The organism is Croceicoccus bisphenolivorans (genome assembly GCF_001634625.1).
In the GTDB taxonomy this organism is placed as follows: Bacteria; Pseudomonadota; Alphaproteobacteria; order Sphingomonadales; family Sphingomonadaceae; genus Croceicoccus; species Croceicoccus bisphenolivorans.
On the sequence record NZ_LRSE01000005.1, the window covers coordinates 227,155 to 246,402 of the forward strand.

Here is a 19,248-nt window from a genome sequence, read left to right on the forward strand (position 1 = left end):
GACCTGACGACGGATTTGCCGTCGTCAGGTCGGCACTTCTGATCCAACGGAGACACCGCCCCATGACCGAACCCACTTATCTCGTGACCGGCGCGTCCGGAAACCTTGGCAGGGCGATCGTGCAATCGCTGTTGCGGCGGGGCGCGAAACGCGTGATCGCAACGACGCGCTCACCCGATTCCCTCGCCGACCTGGCCGCGGCTGGCGTTGAAGTGCGCAAGGCCGATTTCAACGATGCCGAAGGTCTGGTGGAGGCGTTCTCCGGCGCGACCCATCTGCTGCTGATCAGCACACAGTCGGTCGGTGCGCGCGTAGACCAGCATGGTGCGGCGCTGGCTGCCGCAAAGGCGGCGGGCGTGCAGCAACTGTTCTATACCTCGCACTCGTTCCCCGACACTTCGGTGTCGGCTGTTGCGCCCGAACATGCGGCGATGGAACGCAAGATCATCGCCAGTGGGATGACTTATACCATCCTTCGCAACTTCCTCTATTCGGAAAACGTGCTGCTGATGCTGGCAGGGCCGATCCAGGCGGGCATCTGGCATGGCGCGGCGAAGGACGGCCGCAATGCATTCCTGAGCCGCAAAGACTGTGCCGATGCCGATGCCGGCGCGATGCTGGCGGCAGACCGGTTAAAGAACATGGTGCTCGATATAACGGGTCCGCGAACCTATTCTTACCCGGATATCGCCCGGATCGCGAGTGAAGTGCTGGATCGCGACATTCCCTACGTCGATCTTTCGCCTGACGAGTTTCTGGAGCATCTGGTGGGCGCGGGCCTGCCACGCAGCCATGCCGAAACGCTGGTCAGCTTCGACCGTGCCACCAGTCTTGGCGACGGGGACCTCGTCACTCCGACGTCCGAGGAACTCGCGGGGCATCCGCTCGAGTTGCTGGAGGATTTCCTCGCGCGCGAATTGCCGCGAATGGATGCGACGCAGACGCTGTCGGTACTGCTCGACAATCACCTCGGGTGATGGCCTGGGATGTCCGGCGAAACGGATGGTGCGTTTCGCCGGTCGAGATGGTTGACCGGTGCACAGGCACTCCGTAGGGGAGGTGAGATGGAGGGCAAAGAGACCGAACGGAAAGCCAAGGGAGGCGGGCGACCGCGTAGCGAGTCGACGCGTCGATCGATCCTTTCCGCAACGATCGCTCTGCTCCAGAACGAATCCCTGCAATCGATCACCGTAGAAGCGATCGCTCGCGAGGCGGGGGTCAGCAAGGCCACCATCTATCGCTGGTGGAGCTCCAAGACGGCGGTTGCCATCGATGCCTTCATCGAGAACCATCTCGTCAAGACACCGATGCCCTATGACATCCATCCGGCAGAGGCGCTGATCCGCCACTGGCGCGCGATGGCGGACCAGTATCGCGGGTTCGCGGGGCGGATCGTCGCGCAAATCCTGGCGGAGGGGCAGTCCGATCCGGAAATCATGCGGGAATTCCGCCAACGCTTCCACTATGGTCGCCGCGCCGTGGTGCGCGAGGTGATCGAAAACCTGAAGGCAGTGCATTCGCTGCCGGAAGGGCTCGGCAGCGAACAGCTGATGGATATGTTCTACGCGCCGATCTACATGCGCCTTCTGTGGGGCCATGCCCCGCTCGACGATGAATTTATCCTCGAATATCCGAGATCGGTGATGAGCCTGATCGGCATCACTCTGAACGAAAACGACAAGGTCGTCACTGTCGCCTGACGGTTATCGCGCGGGCGCGATGGTCGCCCGGCATTCGCCAAGCCCGATCGAACGGAAACCTTCCTTCGTTGCCGTGCCGGATAGCACGACTTCGTCGCCATCTTCCAGAAACGTGCGCGTTTCGCCGCTGGGCAGGGTAATCGACTGAGTCCCGCCCCGGCTCATTTCCATCAAACTGCCGTAGGCGTCGCTCTCCGCACCCGATATCGTGCCCGAACCCAGCAGGTCGCCTGCGGCAAGATCGCAGCCGTTGACTGTGTGATGGGCCACCATCTGGGCAGGCGTCCAGTACAGGTTCGTCGCAGCGGTCCGTCCCAGTCGCATCGGCTCCATGACGGCATTGCGCATACTTTGCGTTCGCAGACTGACGTCGATCCGCACGGCAAGCGCTCCCTCTTGCTGGTCGCGTTCGTCGTCAAGATAGGGCAGGGGTGCCGGATCGCCATCCGGCCGTTCCGGCTGCGCCACACGGAACGGGGCGAGCGCTTCGGCCGTCACCACCCACGGGGAAACGGTGGTGCCGAAGTTCTTGGCAAGGAACGGGCCGAGCGGTTGATATTCCCATGCCTGGATATCCCGTGCCGACCAGTCGTTGAGCAGGCAAAGCCCCGCAATCCGCGAACCGGCCCGATCGATGGGCACCGGCTCGCCCAGATCCGAGCGTCCTCCGATCCAGAAGCCGAGTTCGACCTCATAGTCGAGCCGGCGGCTCTGGCCGACGACCGGAACTTCGGAATCGGGCGCGCGCAACTGGCCCGATGGACGACGCACTTCGCCGCCCGAAACCCGGATAGATGAAGCACGACCGTGATAGCCGACGGGAATGTAACGATAGTTGGGAAGCAGCGGATTATCGGGGCGCAGCAGCGACCCGACGTTGCGGGCGTGGTGTATCCCGGCATAGAAATCGGTGTAGTCGCGCACGGCCAACGGCAAGTGCATCGTGCACTGTGCGGCGGGGACCAATGCAGCCTGACAGTGGGCTGCATGCACCTCGTTCGTCAGCAGTGCGAACACGGCGCGACGCAAATCCCGGCGAGCGACGTGTTCGAGCGCAAACAGGGCGTTCAACGTCTGCGCGCCTTCGATCGCCGCAACCGCTGCAGCCGCCTTGCCGCGAAGGAGCTCGGCAACTCCGCTCAGGTCGAGCACATGATCGCCGATGGCCGTGCCGATGCGCGGGGCCGATCCCGACGTCGAGAACACGCCCAGCGGAAGGTTCTGCACGGGGAAATCGGCATGATCATCAGCCCCCGCCACCCAGCTGGAGACCGCGGCATCGTGCGTGTGATCGATCATCGCGCACTCCCCCGGAAACGCCCTTCAATACCGGCCCAGCAATCGTCATAGTCCGGCTGCAGGGTGGCGGCACAGGCTGGCGCCAGGCTGGCGGCGAAGTTGGCGTGGGTCTCGAACATGAAGGCCATCGTGCCTTCCTGCTTGTGCGGCGCGAGCGCGGCTTCTTCCGCGCGGCGGGTGGTGTCCTTGTCGGGGCCGTGCGCGCTCATCCGCGGATGCAGGGAAACGCCGCCCGGCGTGAACCCTTCGGCCTTGGCGTCATAGACGCCCGTCACCAGTCCCATCAGCTCGTTCATCAGGTTGCGGTGATACCACGGCGGCCTGAAGGTGTTTTCCGCGACCATCCAGCGTGGCGGGAAGATTACGAAATCGATGTTGGCCTGCCCCCGAATCGGCGAGGGCGAGGTCAGGACCGTGTAGATCGAGGGATCAGGATGGTCGTAACTGACCGTACCGACCGCGTTGAAGCGGAACAGGTCGTACTTATAGGGCACGTTGTTGCCATGCCACGCCACCACATCCAGCGGTGAGTGATCCAGCGTCGTCGTCCAAAGCGCGCCCTGGAACTTGGCCACCAGTTCGTGATCGCCGGTCGTCTCGTCATAAGCGGCGACGGGCGTCAGGAAATCGCGCGGGTTGGCAAGGCAGTTCGATCCGATCGGGCCCAGATCGGGCAGGCGCAGATCGGCGCCGTGGTTTTCGCAGATGTAGCCGCGAACAGGGCCGGCGACCGGGTCTATCGCGAATTTCATGCCGCGCGGAATGACACAGATTTCACCCGGAGAGACTTCCAGCGTGCCGCATTCGGTGCGGAACCGGGAGAGCCCTTCGTGCGGCACGAACAGCATTTCACCATCCGCACTGTAGAAGGATCGCTGCATCGCCCGATCGGCGGCATAGCGCCACGCGGAAATGCCGCAATCGGGCGCGTCGACCGTGCGGGCGATCGGGACGAGGCCATCTATGAAGTCGCTTCCCGGCACCAGCGGCATCGGGTCCCAGCGCATGCGATTGGGCGATGCCTTCGCGTAGCCCGCATCGACGCCCGCATGGGCCAACGGAACGAATGCCGACTGTGCGGCGGATGGACGGATGCGGTAGAACCAGGTCCGCCGAACCTCGGTGCGGGGCATGGTGAATGCCGTGCCGGAGAATTGTTCGGCATAGAGGCCGAGCGGGACGCGTTGGGGCGAGTTCTGGCCGATCGGCAGGGCGCCCGGCACGGCTTCGGTTGCGAACTCGTTGCCGAAACCGCTCATATATCCTTCGACGATCGCCGAATGCTGCATCTTGTCCTGAATGGTCATCACAAATCCCTCGTCGCGCGCTCGTTCGGCGCGCATGAATGCCCGGTCCATTGAGTTGTTAATTAGTAAACGTGACGGATCGAAATGTCCATCCTCTGGTGTCGTTATGATTAACCCACCTGTACCGGAACTGCGCCGCGCTCCGTCATAAAAGCGATCAGGGCAGCGCCGAACAGGCCGCCCGCTGCGACAATTAGCCACGTTTCGTAACTTCCGGTTGCGTCGAACAGCGCGCCGGCAGCCATCCCGCCGATCCCGGCGCCGAAAGCGTGAACCGCGAAGATGGAACCATAAACGCTACTGAAGCCCTTGATCGGGAAGCGTCGGCCCAAAAGGTATGCGAGCAGATCGGTTTCGGTCCCGACACCGAAGCCGATCAGGGCCGCGCCGGCAATGGCAAGGCCCGGACTGTCGATACGCAGCATCAATGCGCCAAACGCTGCAAAAGTGAGAAGCAGGAAAGTGACCCATCCTGCGTCCCACCGATCCAGCAGAACGCCCGCAACGAGCCGTCCCCCGATGACGGACATGCCGAGCACTGAAGCGATCGCGCCGGCTTCTACCGCGCTGACGCCGCGGTCGGTCAACATCGGTACCAGGTGCAGCGTCGTGCCCAGCACTGCGGTCGACGACAGGAAGATGAGCGCACTGACAGAGTAGAAAGACCGGTTGCGCAAGATTTCGGCGAAAGGCAGCGGTTCCCGGGCGATGTGTACGCCGCGTCTGTCAGGTGTTTCTCGCAGCAGGAGCCATGCGATGCCGCTTAACACAAGTGTCGCTACGGCGAGAGCCAGGTAGGCCGCTCTCCAGCCGTGCGTCGCGATATAGGGCCCCAACACCGGCGGCAGGATGATAGCGCCGACGCCTGTTCCCATAAGGGCGAGGCCGAGGGCCAGGCCGCGGTTGGCCACGAAATGGCGCACGACCACGCGGTTGTAACTTACCGAATTCGTGCCCGCCGATACGAGAGTCAGCAACAGGGTGAAACTGAGGAACGTCACCAGGTTGCTGGTGAACAGGCCCAGCATGGCGAACGTCGCTGCAAGACCGAAGCTGGACAAGAGAGCGACTTTCGCTTCACCGAACCGGTCGACCAATCTGCCGGTAAACGGGAGCGCGAAAACATTGCCGATCATGAAGGCGATCGCGACCAGCGAGGCTTCCTGTCGCGACCATCCGAATTGAGCCGAGAGTGGCTTGATGAACAGGCCGGCCGAATAGAAATATAGGGAGGCGAAGCCGCCGCCGATGCCGACAAACGCGCCCAGCAGGAAACGCCAGCCTGCGCCGAACTCGCGGCGGAATTCCCGTGTGGCACCTGTCACTGAATGTCATCCCCTCACATTTGCCGAATCGATTGCCAAGCCCGGGCATCGTTCGCCGTTACAGCATTATTAGGCTACGTTTAGTTTCGTAACAAGACGCAAGGGTCGTTCCAGCACATAGCGACGGGCAATACGCTCTAATATCTGTAAATAGCGCGAATCTGCACCCGCAATGTGAGATCCGTGCCCGGTTGGGCTTGCTATATCGAGTACATAACGATACTTATCGGCTCGAAAGTTGAGGCGGGCGATGAATGCGTCCGAAAGGGGAGAGATCGCAGTGGCCGAGGTCGGCAAGTACGACATCGTGATCGTGGGAATGGGGCCGGTCGGCGCGACTTTGGCGTGCCTGTGTTCGCGGGCTGGGATGAGTGTCGCGATCGTTGATCGCGAACTCGGCATTTTCGACAAGCCGCGCGCGATCGTGCTCGATCACGAGGCGCTTCGCGTGCTGCAGTTCTGCGGTATGGAAGCTGCGTTTTTCGACACCGTCACACCCCATACCGGAACCGACTTCATCGGCGTTGACGGACAACTGATCAAGCTGTTCGATCCGAAGGCACCGCCGTTCGAGCTCGGCTGGGCGCCGAACGTGATGTTCATCCAGCCGGAGCTGGAAGAGGCCTTGGCGCGGGCGATGGACCGGTGTCAGACGCTGACCGCGATGCGCGGCGTGAATATCACCAGCGTAACGCAGGACGCCGACGGAGCGATGGTGAACGGCACCGATCGCGAAGGGGCGGAAGTGTCGTTTCGCGCCTCGTGGGTCGTCGGGGCGGACGGCGCCAACAGCATGGTTCGCGAAACCGCCGGACTCGCCATGGAGGGGATGGACTTTGCCGAATGGTGGGTCGTCATCGATGCATGGCTGACGGGCGAAATCGACCTGCCGAAGAAGACGACGCAGTATTGCCAGCCCAAGCGGCCGGCGACTTACGTGGTCGGGCCGCGCAATTTGCGCCGCTGGGAAATCAAGCTGCTGCCCGATGAGGATCCGGCAAGCTATCGTGACGAGTCCCGCGTAAGCGAACTGCTGTCGCAATTTGCCGACGTGGATGCCCTGTCGATCTGGCGCAGCGCGGTCTATCGTTTCAGTGCGGCGGTTGCCGATGGCTGGCGCAACGGTCGCCTGCTGATCGCGGGCGACGCGGCACACACCACGCCGCCGTTCCTTGCGCAGGGACTTTGTGCCGGAATGCGCGACGCCGGCAACCTGGCGTGGAAGCTGGCGCAAGTCGTGCTGCGCGGTGCGGACCCGGCCCTGCTCGATACATACGAGGTCGAGCGCAAACCACACGTCGCCCGGATCATCCACCATGCCAAGGAATTCGGCCTGATCATCGGCGAACTCGATCCGGCTGCGGCTGCCGAACGGGACGCTGTATTGGGCGAGCAGCTGCGCACGGGCGCGGCACCGACCGAGCGGCAGGCATTCGTGCCGCGCCTTGCCGGCGGCATGCTCGACAACCTTTCCGCAGCAGCGGGCGACCTGTTCGTGCAACCGCGCATCCGCGGCGAGGATGGCGACGCGTCACTTATGGACGACGTTGTTCCGCCCGAGTTTCTCGTTGTTTCCCGCGATCCTGCAATGCTTGAGCTTGGAACCGACCTTGCGGCAGCCTGGGCGGCGATCGGCGGTGTGCTGCTGCTCATCGGTGATGGTGCCGCCCCGCCCGGCGTTGGATCGCTGGCCGATGCGGAAGGTCTGATCCAGACATGGCTCGATCGCAACGACGCGACCGCAGCGATCGTGCGACCGGACCGCTATGTCTATGGTGCGGCAAGCGAGGTTTCCGAAATACGCCGCATGGCCCGTGACATCGTCGCCATGCATCGCCCTGCCGATACTGCGCAGGCGGCCTGACATCCATGGAGCTGGAATAGTGATGAATCTCGAAGGACGTGTCGCCATCGTCGTCGGTGGCAGCAGTGGCATCGGTGCCGCAACAGTACGCATGCTGGCTGACGGTGGGGCAACGGTTGCCATCGGCTACAACAGTGGCATGGAACGGGCTGAAGCGCTGCGGGCATCTCTGCCGGGCGAGGGACATTCTGTCTTCCAGATCGCGATCGATCAGCCGACCTCCGTGGTCGCGGCGGCCAAGGGGGTGCTGGAAAAGCATGGCCGGGCCGATATCCTCGTCAACTCCGCGGGCACTACACGTCCGGTTCCGCATGCCGATCTAGACGGGCTGGACGATGCCTTGCTCGACGAAATCATGGCCAGCAATGTTCAGGGGCCTTTCGCCACGATCCGCGCCTTTGCTCCGGCATTGAAGGCGAGCGGCGATGCGGTCATCATCAACATATCCTCGATTTCCGGATTCACCGGCAGCGGCAGCAACGTCGGTTACTGCGCTTCCAAGGGGGCGCTGGACACGATGACCTTGTCACTTGCGCGTGCGCTTGGCCCGGAAATCCGGGTACTTGCCGTTTCTCCGGGCGCCGTCGCCACCGATTTCGTGGCCGGTCGCGACCGGGCCGCGCTTGAGGCCATCGCTGCCAAGACTCCACTGAAGCGTGTAGTCGAACCGAGCGATGTGGCCCGGACGGTGATGGCTTGCATCACTCACCTTACGGCCACCACGGGGGCCCGGATCATCTGCGACGGCGGCCGCTTTCTCGTGTGAAAATGACGCGCGACCCGCAGCTGCGGGGTTTACGAAACGCGTCGTATTGTTTAAGTAATAAGCAGATGCCCAAACCGGCGGTTGCACGCCGTGCTTAGGGCGCAACGGACGAGGATGGATCACGATGGCTAATGACAGGCGCGTTCTCATTGTCGGAGGCGGGATCGGCGGCATGGTTGCTGCCGTTGCGCTGCGTCGGCAGGGCAACGCGGTCCATGTTGTCGAGGCAGCCCGGCGGGAGGACCAGCTGGGCACCGGCATCAACCTGCAGCACAACGCGCTGGTCGCCTTGCAGGAGGCCGGACTGCTGGAGCAGTGCAAGGCCGAGGGTTTCCCGTGGGAGACGATCACCAATCGCAACGGACTGACGGGTGAGATCATCAGCCGCGTCGATATGCCCTGGCCCAAACGGCCTGGGGTTCCCGGGGCGATGGGTATCATGCGTACCACGTTTGCCGAGATTCTCGCGCAAGAGGCGCTCTCGCTGGGTGTCGAGATCACTTACCAGACGAAAGTGGCATCGCTGGAACAGGACGGTACCGGCGTAACGGTCGAGCTGACCAATGGCGTGCGTGACCGAGCCGATGTGCTCGTTTCTGCAGATGGAGCCTATTCGCAGATCCGCAGCATGGTGTTCGGCGACGAGCACAAGCTGGAATATGCCGGGCAGGGCGTGTGGCGCTTCACTGTGCCGCGGTCAAAGACGCTGGACGGGTTCACGATGTTCCGCAACCCCGATGGCAAGTCGACTGGCTTCCTGCCGCTCGCGCCCGACCTTGCCTATTACTTCCTGCTGGAATCGACGGAAGAGCCGCTGTGGGTGCCGACAGACAAGGCTGCCGACATGCTGTCGGAGCGCATGTCCGTCTTCGAAGTGCCCGAGATACGCGACCTCCTGCCGCTGATGCATCAGGGGTGGCACGTCAGCTATCGCCCGTTCGACGTGTTGCTGATGCCGGCACCCTGGCACAAGGGTCGTGTCGTGCTGTTGGGCGATGCCGCACATTCGCTGACGCCGCAGCTCACCTCTGGCGGTGGCATGGCGATCGAGGATGCGGTCGTACTGGCGCAGGAATTGCGCGACCACGACGATGTCGATGAGGCGCTGGCTTCCTATAGTGTGCGGCGGCAGGAACGCTGCGGGATTGTCTATCGCAACTCGCGCCGCATCTGCGATATCGAGAAAGAGGGTAGCAAGGACGGCGCTGAAGGCACCCGGATCATGGTCGACAGCTTCAAGCTGCTGGCAGAGGATTATTGAGCGTGGGCGCGATGCCGGCGGCCCTGAATGTCATCTGGTTCCTGCCGCCGACAATCCAGACGGTTGCGGCACACAAGGGGTACCTCGACCGGGTCGGGCTGGAAGTCGTCGGCACCCAGACGCAGTCCTCGGAAGAACAGTTCGAGGCGTTGCGTGACGGCAAGGTCGACGCAGCGGTTACGGCGATGGACAACGTCATCATGTGGAGGCGGCGTCCCGGCGGGGAGAACCTGCGCATCGTGGCCCAGATCGAAGCCGATACCGGGCTGTCCCTGATGGCGCGGCCCGGCACGAAGGGCATCGCCGATCTTGCCGGATCGCGCCTGCTGGTCGATTCCGCGCAGAACGGGTTCGTGATCGCGCTTCGCGCCATTCTGGCCGATGCCGGGGTCGACTATTCGGCTTGCGATATCGTGGAAGCCGGGGGTGTCGTCGATCGGTTCGAGCGGCTGGCAAGAGGCGATGGCGCCGCCACCCTGCTTGGCCCTCCGTTTGTCGAGCGGGGTATCGGCATGGGCATGGCTCGTCTGGCCGAGGTCGGTGAGGCATTTCCCGGATTTCCCGGCCAGGGCATCGTCGTGCGCGGTGATATTATCGAAAGCAAGGAAGAGGCGCTTGCCGACTGGCTGTGCGCGCTCGAACGGGCACGGGCCGAGTGCCGTCGCGATCCTGCGGCGGCGACGAACTTGCTCGAGGCCAACGGACTGCCGCCTGCCATCGCAGCGCGAATGGCGGGATTCGTCGCCGATACGCTCCAGCCCTCCGGCGCGGGCGTAGCAATCCTCGTCGAACAGCGCGGCAGGCTTGGCCTTCCGGGCGGCAACGACGATCCCACTACGCTGCAGGACGACCGGCTGCTGCGCGCAGTCGCGCGACGGTCGGCGGCAGCTTCTTAAACCACGGAAGACCTGATCGATGACACGATACGCCCTGGCAACAATTTCGGTCGATGGCGGTGCCAAGACGGCGGCCATGGTTCTTGGCGACGAGGTCGCGACGCTGGACAATCTTGTCGCGGCGCAAGGGAATACGGCGATCGCGCCCGGCACCACGCTTATGGCGCTGCTGGAAGACTGGGACGGGCTGCTGCCTGTACTGGACGCCATCGCCGCCGGTGCCGAAGCGGCGAACGGGATCGACTGGCATGCTGCTGATGCCGTCCACTATCACCCGCCTGTCGAACCGCGGCAGATTTTCTGCACCGGCGCGAATTATCGCACGCATGTCGTCCATCTCACCATCGACACCAATTCCGGACCGGAAGGCCTGGAAGGCGACGAGCTTCGTAAGTGGGCCGAGAAGATGATGGACGACCGCCTGGCCAATGGCGATCCCTATGTCTTCACCAAACCGCTATGCACCCTGGCCGGCGCAAACGACACGCTGGTCCTGCCCAAGGTCACGACCAAGCCCGACTGGGAACTGGAACTGGCCGTCGTTATCGGCAAGGAAGCCTATCAGGTGTCGGTAGAGGACGCGATGGACTACGTCGCCGGCTACGCGATGGTGAACGACGTCAGCGCCCGCGACCTGATCCCTCGTACCGATTACAAGCTGCTGGGTTCGGACTGGCTGCGCGGTAAAGGCATGGCCGGTTTCCTGCCGTTCGGCCCCTATATCGTGCCTGCCTCCTTCATACCCGATCCCTATGACCTCGGCATCCGGCTCAGCGTCGAGGGTAAGCTGATGCAGAACGAGACGACCGGGGACATGATGTTCGATATCGCGCGGCAGATCGAATATATCACGCGTTATGCAAAGCTGCTGCCCGGTGACATCATCTGCACCGGATCGCCGGCCGGAAACGGCACGCACTACAACCGGTTCCTGCGCGACGGCGACCTGATGGTCGGCGAAATCGACGGCCTTGGTGCACAGCGTATCCGCTGTGTCGCGGAAGGCAGCGGGGCATGACCGAACGCCCCGACAACGAAACACGCCGCTTCATCGCGGATGCTCTTGCCGACGGCAAGGCGAACGTCCCGCTTACCTGCAATGCCGCGTTTGAAACGATGGGCGCCGTACTGGTCGAGGGGACGCCGGGCGATGTGCTCGTATCTTTTCAGGCGGGTGAGGGCACGGCGCAAGGCAATGGTGTCGTCAGCGGCGGAACGCTTGCAGGGTTCCTTGACAGTGCGATGGCGGTAGCGGTCTTGTCGGCCCTGAAACCCGGGCAGACGTGCTCTACCATCTCGCTGAACGTCAACATGATGCGCCCCGGCCTTGTCGGCACGCTTTACGTGAAGGCGGGCGTGGAACGGATGGGCCGCCGCGTAGCCTTCGCCCACGCGCGCCTGATCGACGGGGACGATAAGGTGGTGGCCACGGGTACGTCGTCGCTGGCCGTCATCGACATGGCCTGACGGCGAAACTTCAGGCAGTGGCGAATAGCTGGTCGCGGACCGATCCGATGTGGTCGCGCATCAGCTGCTGTGCCAGCGGGGCGTTGCGACCGGCGATGGCATCGACGATCGCGCGGTGTTCCTCGTTGGTGGAAACGCGTGGTACCGGCGGCGCGTCGAACACTTCCTCCAGCCGGTTTTCTATCCCGACGCGGATCGGCACGTGCAGCGATTCGTGAAGCATCAGGAGCAGGGCATTTTGTGTCGCCATGGCGATCAGGCGATGCAGCCTCGCATCGAGCCGCTTCCATTCCTGGAACGAGCCTGCGCGAACCATCGCATCGATCACCTCGTACATCGCCGCGATGTCGCGATCGGTCGAATGCAGTGCCGCCTGCGCGGCCAGTTGTGATTCGAGGAGGAGGCGCGCGTCGAACAGGTCGTCCGCGCTGACGGATAGGGCGCGGGCCGCATCTTCACTGACGATGGGCCGCGAACCGGCGAAAGTGCCCTTTCCCACGTGGCGCCAGATCAGCCCGTCACTCTCCGCCCGCTTCAGCAGGGTACGCAGGCGCGCCCGCGTCACGCCTACCGCTTCGGCAAGGCGCGGTTCGGGCGGCAGTCGCAAGGTGCCCTCGCGCTCGTGGCTCTCGATGATGTGGCAAAGCCGGTCAAATGGCGCGTCAGCGATGGTCAACTCTGTCTCCTGAATCACAAAATGCATCAATTACTCGATTGATGCAAATTAAAATGCAGATTGACTTCAGGCTATAAAACGATACGAAGGGTTCAGTAATGGTCGCGAATGCAAGCGACCGTCGTTGAGGATGACTTTGGTGACAGCTGCACCCGACTGCCCCGTTTTCGTGTCCGCCGATGTTGTACGTCGGGTATTCGACTGGAAGGATGCCATCGCCGCGTTGCAGGCCGCCTATGGCCACGCGTTCACGGAACAGGCCGCTCCGTCGCGTAGTATCGCCCAGTCGGAAGGTGCCTGGCTGCGCACGCTGCCTGCTGCACCGCCGGGTGGCCGCTATTACGGTGCCAAACTGATGGGTGCGGACATGAAGGCCGCCGACCCCACGGTGGAATATGTCGTCGTCCTGTTCGAGCGGGCCACAAGCCGGATCGCAGGTTTCGTCGATGCGAATCTGCTGACGGGGTTCCGCACGGCCGCCACATCGGGTGCCGCACTGGACAAGCTGGCACCGGAAGGACCAGGCAGACTGGCTGTGATCGGCAGCGGTCTGGAGGCGACGATGCACGTCCGCGCTTTCGCAAGCGTCCGGCCGTTGAGCGAAGTCACGATCTACAGCCCGACGCCCGAAAAGCGCGCAGCCTTTGCCGAAGCGGTGACCCGCGATCTGGGCGTCCCCGCTCGCGCCGTGGAATCGGGTGAGGAAGCGGTCGATGGTGCGGATCTCGTGCTGTCGGCGGCACGCTCGCGCGGTGAAGTCCCGATCCTGTTCGGCGACTGGCTGAAGCCCGGCGCGACCGTGGTTTCAATCGGCTCGACCGTCCCGTCGCAGCGCGAGATCGACGTATCTGTAGCAAACCGCGCCGATTTCATCGTCTGCGATAACCTGCACGAAGTCGTTGACGAAACCGGCGACATGCTCGCCGCGCTGGAAGCAGGCATCGACGTGCGTTCCAAGTCCTTCTCGCTCAACCAGTTGCTGAGCGGCGAGATCGAGGCGCAGCGGCAGGCTGCGGCAATGCCGATGTACAAGTCGGTCGGCGGCGGCGTTCAGGATGTCGTCGTCGCTGAAATGATCCTCACCAAGGCGATCGAGCAGGGGCTGGCCCAGCCGCTGCCGATGACCTTCGACCCCAAGCATCTCTAAGTCAGGAACCGGCAATGGCCAGCTATACGAAATCCGAAGCACGCGCATGGGCGCGGGAGAAGTTGAACGGCGTCGCGCAAGTGACGATCCCGACGATGACCAACGACTTCAAGCGTATCAACGAAAAGGCGATTCGCCACGACGTCGCCCTTGCCAAGGAGCACGGCTTCATCGGCTCGCTGGCGGTGTCGGAAGTGCCGATCTCCGAGGAAGAGCACGACATCTTCCAGAAGATCATGATCGACGAGGCGGGCAAGGACTTCATCGTCGTCCACCACGCGGTGTTCAACACGCTAGAAGACAATATCGAGATGGTCCAGCGGGCCGAGGCGAACGGCTGTGAGCTGGTGCTGCTGGGCTACCCCCCGCACTTCTATCCCAAGTCGATGGAAGACATTTACGCATACACCAAGGCGTTCTGCGACGCGACGAACCTTGCCGTCATGCTGTTCCCGATCCCGATCTGGGGTTTCACCCGGCTCGACCCGTCGGACATCTCGCTCTCGGTCCTGCGCCGTCTGGTCGATGAATGCCCGAACATCGTGGCGATCAAGGCCGAGGGCGGTCAGCCCTACGTCATGTCGCTGATCGAGGTGCACCGCGAATTCCATCAGGAAGTCGTGATCGCATCGCCGCTGGAATACGAATACCTGACGATGGCGCAGCTGATCGACATCCCGTTCTGCGGCACGAACTACAGCGCGTTCTTCGGCCCCACGATCCCGCGCGCGCACAAGTTGATGCAGGAAGGCAAGTACGACGAGGTCACGAAGATCTTCTACCAGATCGACCCGATGCGTCGCGCCGTGGGCCAGATCGGCTTTGGCGGGCCGGGCCTCGCCAGCCGCCTGATGTGGAAATACCAGGCTTGGCTGCAGGGCTACAACGGCGGGCCGATCCGTCACCCCTCGATGCGCGTCTATGCCAAGGACATGGCCCTGCTTCGCAACGCGACGAAGGCGGCGGGGCTCAATCCCACGGAATCGCCGGACGAGGAATTCTTCATCGGTCGCAATCCGGCCTGATCCGGCGCAAACGTCCATTTTTGAAAGAGGCAATTACCATGTCCCAGTCAGGACACCCTTCGGACATCCTCGACGATCGTTCGCTCTGGAAAACAGCCGCGTACATCGATGGCGCATGGGTTGGTGAAACGCCGCATGGCACTTACCAGCTGACCAATCCGGCCAATGGCGCCGTCATCGCCGAATTGCCGCGCTGTAAAGAGGCGGAAACCGACGCCGCGATCGAGGCTGCGGAACGCGCCTTCCAGAGCTGGCGCCGTACGTCTGCCCAGCACCGCGCCGATATCCTGCGCCGCTGGTTCGATCTGACGATCCAGCACAAGGAAGACCTCGCCCGCCTGATCACGCTGGAAGAGGGCAAGCCCATCCGCGAGGCGCGCGGCGAGATCGACTACGCCTCTTCGTTCATGCGCTGGTTCAGCGAGGAAGCGACCCGGGTGCGCGGCGACGTCATTCCCGCCAAGCTGCCCAGCCAGCGTATCGTCACGCTGCGCCAGCCGATCGGCGTTTGCGCCGCGATCACGCCGTGGAATTTCCCCGCCGCGATGATCACGCGCAAGGCCGCACCCGCGTTGGCAGCAGGCTGCACGATGGTGGTAAAGCCGGCCGGCGAAACCCCACTGACCGCGCTGGCGCTGGCCGAACTGGCCGAGCGGGCAGGCGTGCCGAAGGGCGTGTTCAGCGTCGTTACCGGCAACGATTCCCGCGCCATCGGTGGCCGCCTGACCGGCCACGATCTCGTGAGGAAGGTGACCTTCACCGGCTCGACCGGAGTGGGGCGTGTGCTGCTTGAACAGTCGGCGGCCACGATCAAGAAATGTTCGATGGAACTGGGCGGCAACGCACCGGCGATCATCTTCGACGATGCCGATCTCGATGTCGCGGTCGAAGGCGTGATGATGGCCAAGTTCCGCAACACCGGCCAGTCGTGCATCGGCGCGAACCGCATCTATGTGCAGGACGGCGTTTACGAAGAGTTTGCCCGCCGCTTCACCGAGCGTGTCGCAGCTATGAAAGTGGCCGATGGCATGGACGAGACATCGGACATCGGCCCGCTGATCGGTCCGGGTGCCGTGGCCAAGGTGGAGGAACATATCGCCGACGCCGTGTCGAAGGGTGCGCGCGTGCTGTGCGGCGGCGAACGGTCCGAACTTGGCGGGCAATTCTTCCTGCCCACGGTTCTCGCCGATGTGCCGCAGGGCGCATTCGTCGCTTGCGAGGAAACCTTCGGCCCTGTCGCGCCGCTGTTCCGGTTCAAGGATCAGGCGGAAGTCATCGCAATGGCGAACGACACCGAGTTCGGCCTCGGCTCGTACCTCTTCACGCAGAACGCATCGCGCATCTGGGCAGTGGCGGAGCAGATCGAGGCGGGCCTTGTCGGCATCAACACCGGCTTCATTTCCAACGAGACCGCGCCGTTCGGCGGGATCAAGCAGTCCGGCCTTGGCCGGGAGGGTTCGCATCTCGGAATCGATGAGTTCCTCGAAGCGAAATACCTCTGCTGGGCCGGCGTAGAGGATTACTGAAAGGGCTGCAGCCCGGAGATGGGAGACAGGACATGACCTTGCCAACGGCGGAAGTGGTGCGCGCAGCGCGGCGGGCATCGTCAGGAATGGCCGATCGCGATACCCCGTTCATTTTCGACGAGTGGTATGTGGCCGCCTTTTCCGACGACGTCGGTCGTGAGTTGCTGCCCCGCAAGCTGCTTGGCAAGAATGTCCTGCTCTATCGCACATCGGCGGGGGAGGCAGTGGCCCTCGACGATCGCTGTGCGCACCGTTCCTACCCGTTGTCTGACGGCACGCTGGAAGGCGACACCGTCGTCTGCGGCTATCACGGCTTTCGCTACGATGCGAAAGGGGACTGCATAGAAGTTCCCGCCATGGCCAAGTGTCCGCGCAGCATCGGCGTGAAGCGCTATGCGCTGGTCGAGCGGGGGCCGCTGCTGTGGATCTGGATGGGCAACGCAGAGGCTGCCGATCCGGCGCTGATTCCGGATACTTCGTACCACACCAGCCCTGAATGGGCCTGTTCGAAGGAATATCTGCATCTGCCCGGCAACTACGTCAGCCTGCACGAAAACCTGCTGGATCTGACGCACCTTAGCTACATTCACGCCAAGAGCTTCGGTTCGCCCGAATATGCGCGTGCACCCTATACGACCGAACTGGGCAACGGGCGTTTCACAGTCCGGCGCGAGGTCATCCCCACAGTGCTGCCGCCGGTCTGGGCCGATCCGATGGGACTGACCGGTGTGACGACGGCTGCCCGCATCGCCATTTCCGCCTTCGAATCCCCCGGGTTGCACAGGGTGACGACGAGTTTCTATGATTCTGCCGTGCCCGAAAGTGAACGTGTCGTCGGCACGATTTGCACGTCGCACATTCCGACACCCGAAACCCGCACGTCCACGCACTACCACATCGTGCACGGGCGCAATTTCGGGCTGGACGATGCGGTTGCCACGCAGGTGATGCACGAACGGCTGTTCACCGCTTTCCGCGAGGACGTTGACGCGCTGACGAAGCTGGAAGTCGTGCTGGAAGAAACCGCGCCGGAAGACTTTTACGAAATCTCCGTTCCTACCGACGGCCCGTCAGTGGCGATGCGCCGTTACCTGTTGCAACGCGCCGATGCAGAGGCGCAGGCGCGCGCGGAAAGTTAGCCGATCGCCACTGTCCGCGCGTTCACCATCATCGCGCGGGATTTGGCAGGGTCGGTAAAGCGCGGCTCGTCCGGCGCCATGTTCAGGCGGTAGTGATCGCTTGCGAATTCCGCCGCAAGGCTGGCGGCGCTGTCGAACACAATATTGCCGATGCCGTCGAACGGGGCGGCCGCGAACCCGTCAATGACCCGACCGTCAGTGGCACAAGATGCCAGGTTGACCAGCCGTTCGCGCGTGCCCTGTCCGGCAAGGGCTAGACCGGCGTGGTGCACGGTCCAGTATTCGAAGAATTCCGCCATCGTCATTCCCGCGCGCCGCACGGGCAGGGTAAGAATCTTCACGGAATCCGGAGTTGCGGGCTTCCCGTTCCAGATCTGCCGCACCGGACCTGACACCACCTGCGGCGGTTCGGCCAAAAGCGATCTGCGCGGGCCGAGCCAGTCGGCGGTAAAAGCGGTCGACGCGAAGAACGCCGCCGCGTCACCGGCCCGCTCGAACTCGTATTCGTCCACAGTGTCGTAGGGTGCGGGCGGGGCGTTCTCGATCGGGTTGTCCACCGCGCAAGCCGAATTGTGGATGTGGCTGACGAGACCATTACCCATAACGCCCGATCCCGCAGCGAACCATCGGTCCGGGAACTCGTTCGGACTGATGGCATCACTGCGGGTCAGGAAAAGCGCTACCTTGTAGCGGTCGCTCACGCAGGGACCGCTTCGGGAGCCTTGGCTGTTTCAGCCTGCTCTTCGGCGATCTTACGGTCGATCAGGCGCCGGCCCAGCGTCAACCCGTTGTCGAAGTGGGTATAGGCCATCTGGTCCTCGCCTGCTTCATTGACCACCTGTTGCTGCGCCTCGATCATCGTGCGGTCCTCGACGAACCCTGCCGAAACGCGCTCGGCAAGCGAGTTGGTCAGGTTTGCGTCGTCCAGCGCAAAGTTGTGAGCATAGACCCAGAAGTAGTGGGTGTTATGTTCGTCCGCCGGAGTGATCAGCTGGTTCGAATGGAACACCATCGTTTCGGGCGCGAGCTTGCCTTCGGGTGCGCCGGTATTGGCAGGCGCACTGCCTGACGACATCGAGAAGTGATTGCTGAGCGTCGACAGGTGATAGATGTTCCAGCGATCGACCGCTCCCTCGAAGCGTTCGTGACCCTTCAGGTAAGGTGCGAAGCCAGCTTCGTTCAGATACCAGCGGGTCATCTTCACGCCCTTGTCGGTCTGCTCGACCTTGGGATTGACCTCCGCGATCGTGCGCGATCCGCCCAGCGAATTCTCGTGCACGAAGGAAAGGTGCGAGAAGTCGAGCAGGTTGTCGAGCACCAGCAGGTAGTTCGCCTTGAAGCTGGCGTAACGCGGCACGCAGGCCCATTCGGCGCTATCGTTCTGGTGACAGTCTGGGATCAGGTCCGGATCGGCCTTGTCGGCATCGCCCATCCATACCCAGACCAGCTTGTGACGTTCGACTGCGGGGAAGCTGCGGATGTCGGTATTGGGGCTGACGCCCTTGCGGCCCGGTTCTTCCACGCAGGTGCCTTCGCCGTCGAAGACAAGGCCGTGATACATGCAGCGGATGCAATCGCCTTCGCGGCGGCCCAGCGACAGCGGGGCGAAACGGTGGCTGCAGCGATCGATGATCGCCGCGACGGAATCATCGGCCTTGCGATAGAGGATCAGGCCCTTGCCCAAAATCTTGCGGGCGAGGAAATCGTCCTTGGTAAGTTCATGGGCCCACGCACTTGCGTACCAGGCGTTCTGGATGAACATGTCTTCTCTCCGTTGCATCTCGTTGCCCGCATTCTAACAACGGTGTGCCCAAGATTCGATACGCATCGTTCAAATATTTTGGCCATTT

General features: G+C 62.9%; 18 protein-coding genes. 12 read left to right on the top strand and 6 right to left on the bottom strand.

Features of this window, described 5'->3' with window-relative positions; genetic code table 11:
• Positions 1-62: 62 nt before the first annotated feature.
• Positions 63-977 (top strand): SDR family oxidoreductase, encoded by a 915-nt coding sequence (locus A7A77_RS07500; protein WP_066555874.1) that lies wholly within the window; start codon positions 63-65, stop codon positions 975-977.
• Between the two features lie 87 nt (positions 978-1,064).
• A complete protein-coding gene (locus A7A77_RS07505; protein ID WP_066555877.1) occupies positions 1,065-1,700 on the top strand; it encodes a TetR/AcrR family transcriptional regulator in 636 nt (211 codons plus the stop codon).
• 3 nt (positions 1,701-1,703) lie between these two features.
• On the opposite strand, the gene fahA is transcribed toward A7A77_RS07505, so the two are convergent.
• The 3 genes from fahA to A7A77_RS07520 all read right to left on the bottom strand — a co-directional run bounded on the left by fahA (position 1,704) and on the right by A7A77_RS07520 (position 5,631).
• On the bottom strand, positions 1,704-2,999 hold the full coding sequence (gene fahA, locus A7A77_RS07510; RefSeq protein ID WP_066555879.1) for a fumarylacetoacetase: 1,296 nt from the start codon (positions 2,997-2,999) through the stop codon (positions 1,704-1,706).
• Positions 2,996-4,306 (bottom strand): homogentisate 1,2-dioxygenase, encoded by a 1,311-nt coding sequence (gene hmgA / locus A7A77_RS07515; RefSeq protein WP_066556079.1) that lies wholly within the window; start codon positions 4,304-4,306, stop codon positions 2,996-2,998. The genes fahA and hmgA overlap by 4 nt, the downstream gene beginning before the upstream one ends.
• Before the next feature lie 110 nt (positions 4,307-4,416).
• Entirely contained in the window at positions 4,417-5,631 is a 1,215-nt protein-coding gene (locus tag A7A77_RS07520) for an MFS transporter (RefSeq protein WP_066555881.1), read from the bottom strand.
• 250 nt (positions 5,632-5,881) lie between these two features.
• Between A7A77_RS07520 and A7A77_RS07525 the strand changes: the two genes are divergently transcribed.
• From A7A77_RS07525 to A7A77_RS07550, 6 genes are all read left to right on the top strand, one after another.
• On the top strand, positions 5,882-7,495 hold the full coding sequence (locus A7A77_RS07525; RefSeq protein WP_082835980.1) for a bifunctional 3-(3-hydroxy-phenyl)propionate/3-hydroxycinnamic acid hydroxylase: 1,614 nt from the start codon (positions 5,882-5,884) through the stop codon (positions 7,493-7,495).
• A 22-nt stretch (positions 7,496-7,517) separates the two neighbouring features.
• Positions 7,518-8,261, top strand: a complete 744-nt coding sequence (locus A7A77_RS07530) for an SDR family NAD(P)-dependent oxidoreductase (RefSeq protein ID WP_066555883.1) — start codon at positions 7,518-7,520, stop codon at positions 8,259-8,261.
• A gap of 124 nt (positions 8,262-8,385) precedes the next feature.
• Positions 8,386-9,522 (top strand): FAD-dependent oxidoreductase, encoded by a 1,137-nt coding sequence (locus A7A77_RS07535; RefSeq protein WP_066555885.1) that lies wholly within the window; start codon positions 8,386-8,388, stop codon positions 9,520-9,522.
• 11 nt (positions 9,523-9,533) lie between these two features.
• Positions 9,534-10,418, top strand: coding sequence for an ABC transporter substrate-binding protein (locus A7A77_RS07540; RefSeq protein WP_066556084.1), 885 nt, complete (start codon positions 9,534-9,536; stop codon positions 10,416-10,418).
• A 19-nt stretch (positions 10,419-10,437) separates the two neighbouring features.
• Entirely contained in the window at positions 10,438-11,436 is a 999-nt protein-coding gene (locus A7A77_RS07545; RefSeq protein WP_066555888.1) for a fumarylacetoacetate hydrolase family protein, read from the top strand.
• Positions 11,433-11,885, top strand: a complete 453-nt coding sequence (locus tag A7A77_RS07550; RefSeq protein ID WP_066555891.1) for a PaaI family thioesterase — start codon at positions 11,433-11,435, stop codon at positions 11,883-11,885. Before A7A77_RS07545 ends, A7A77_RS07550 begins: the two co-directional genes overlap by 4 nt.
• A gap of 10 nt (positions 11,886-11,895) precedes the next feature.
• On the opposite strand, the gene A7A77_RS07555 is transcribed toward A7A77_RS07550, so the two are convergent.
• A complete protein-coding gene (locus A7A77_RS07555; RefSeq protein ID WP_245638422.1) occupies positions 11,896-12,561 on the bottom strand; it encodes a FadR/GntR family transcriptional regulator in 666 nt (221 codons plus the stop codon).
• 139 nt (positions 12,562-12,700) lie between these two features.
• On the opposite strand from A7A77_RS07555, the gene A7A77_RS07560 reads away from it, so the two are divergent.
• From A7A77_RS07560 to A7A77_RS07575, 4 genes are read left to right on the top strand one after another with little or no spacing between them, the layout of a single operon-like run.
• Positions 12,701-13,708: an ornithine cyclodeaminase family protein gene (locus A7A77_RS07560; RefSeq protein ID WP_245638423.1), complete on the top strand. Its 1,008-nt coding sequence runs from the start codon at positions 12,701-12,703 to the stop codon at positions 13,706-13,708.
• A 14-nt stretch (positions 13,709-13,722) separates the two neighbouring features.
• Complete coding sequence (locus A7A77_RS07565) at positions 13,723-14,733, top strand: dihydrodipicolinate synthase family protein (protein ID WP_066555894.1); 1,011 nt, start codon at positions 13,723-13,725, stop codon at positions 14,731-14,733.
• 38 nt (positions 14,734-14,771) lie between these two features.
• Complete coding sequence (locus A7A77_RS07570; protein ID WP_066555896.1) at positions 14,772-16,259, top strand: NAD-dependent succinate-semialdehyde dehydrogenase; 1,488 nt, start codon at positions 14,772-14,774, stop codon at positions 16,257-16,259.
• A gap of 32 nt (positions 16,260-16,291) precedes the next feature.
• On the top strand, positions 16,292-17,398 hold the full coding sequence (locus A7A77_RS07575; protein ID WP_066555897.1) for an aromatic ring-hydroxylating oxygenase subunit alpha: 1,107 nt from the start codon (positions 16,292-16,294) through the stop codon (positions 17,396-17,398).
• Here A7A77_RS07575 and A7A77_RS07580 read toward each other — a convergent pair.
• Positions 17,395-18,099, bottom strand: a complete 705-nt coding sequence (locus A7A77_RS07580; RefSeq protein WP_066555899.1) for an EthD domain-containing protein — start codon at positions 18,097-18,099, stop codon at positions 17,395-17,397. The two genes, A7A77_RS07575 and A7A77_RS07580, sit on opposite strands and share 4 nt — an antisense overlap.
• Positions 18,096-19,160 carry an aromatic ring-hydroxylating oxygenase subunit alpha gene (locus A7A77_RS07585; RefSeq protein WP_066555900.1) on the bottom strand — a complete coding sequence of 355 codons (1,065 nt, stop codon included), beginning with the start codon at positions 19,158-19,160 and terminating at the stop codon, positions 18,096-18,098. The genes A7A77_RS07580 and A7A77_RS07585 overlap by 4 nt, the downstream gene beginning before the upstream one ends.
• Positions 19,161-19,248 lie beyond the last annotated feature (88 nt).

Coding starts and splice junctions, on each gene's coding strand:
- A7A77_RS07500 (WP_066555874.1), top strand. CDS start 63: ATGACCGAACCCACTTATCTCGTGACCGGCGCGTCCGGAAACCTTGGC.
- A7A77_RS07505 (WP_066555877.1), top strand. CDS start 1,065: ATGGAGGGCAAAGAGACCGAACGGAAAGCCAAGGGAGGCGGGCGACCG.
- fahA (WP_066555879.1), bottom strand. CDS start 2,999: ATGATCGATCACACGCACGATGCCGCGGTCTCCAGCTGGGTGGCGGGG.
- hmgA (WP_066556079.1), bottom strand. CDS start 4,306: ATGACCATTCAGGACAAGATGCAGCATTCGGCGATCGTCGAAGGATAT.
- A7A77_RS07525 (WP_082835980.1), top strand. CDS start 5,882: ATGAATGCGTCCGAAAGGGGAGAGATCGCAGTGGCCGAGGTCGGCAAG.
- A7A77_RS07530 (WP_066555883.1), top strand. CDS start 7,518: ATGAATCTCGAAGGACGTGTCGCCATCGTCGTCGGTGGCAGCAGTGGC.
- A7A77_RS07535 (WP_066555885.1), top strand. CDS start 8,386: ATGGCTAATGACAGGCGCGTTCTCATTGTCGGAGGCGGGATCGGCGGC.
- A7A77_RS07540 (WP_066556084.1), top strand. CDS start 9,534: ATGCCGGCGGCCCTGAATGTCATCTGGTTCCTGCCGCCGACAATCCAG.
- A7A77_RS07545 (WP_066555888.1), top strand. CDS start 10,438: ATGACACGATACGCCCTGGCAACAATTTCGGTCGATGGCGGTGCCAAG.
- A7A77_RS07550 (WP_066555891.1), top strand. CDS start 11,433: ATGACCGAACGCCCCGACAACGAAACACGCCGCTTCATCGCGGATGCT.
- A7A77_RS07565 (WP_066555894.1), top strand. CDS start 13,723: ATGGCCAGCTATACGAAATCCGAAGCACGCGCATGGGCGCGGGAGAAG.
- A7A77_RS07570 (WP_066555896.1), top strand. CDS start 14,772: ATGTCCCAGTCAGGACACCCTTCGGACATCCTCGACGATCGTTCGCTC.
- A7A77_RS07575 (WP_066555897.1), top strand. CDS start 16,292: ATGACCTTGCCAACGGCGGAAGTGGTGCGCGCAGCGCGGCGGGCATCG.
- A7A77_RS07585 (WP_066555900.1), bottom strand. CDS start 19,160: ATGTTCATCCAGAACGCCTGGTACGCAAGTGCGTGGGCCCATGAACTT.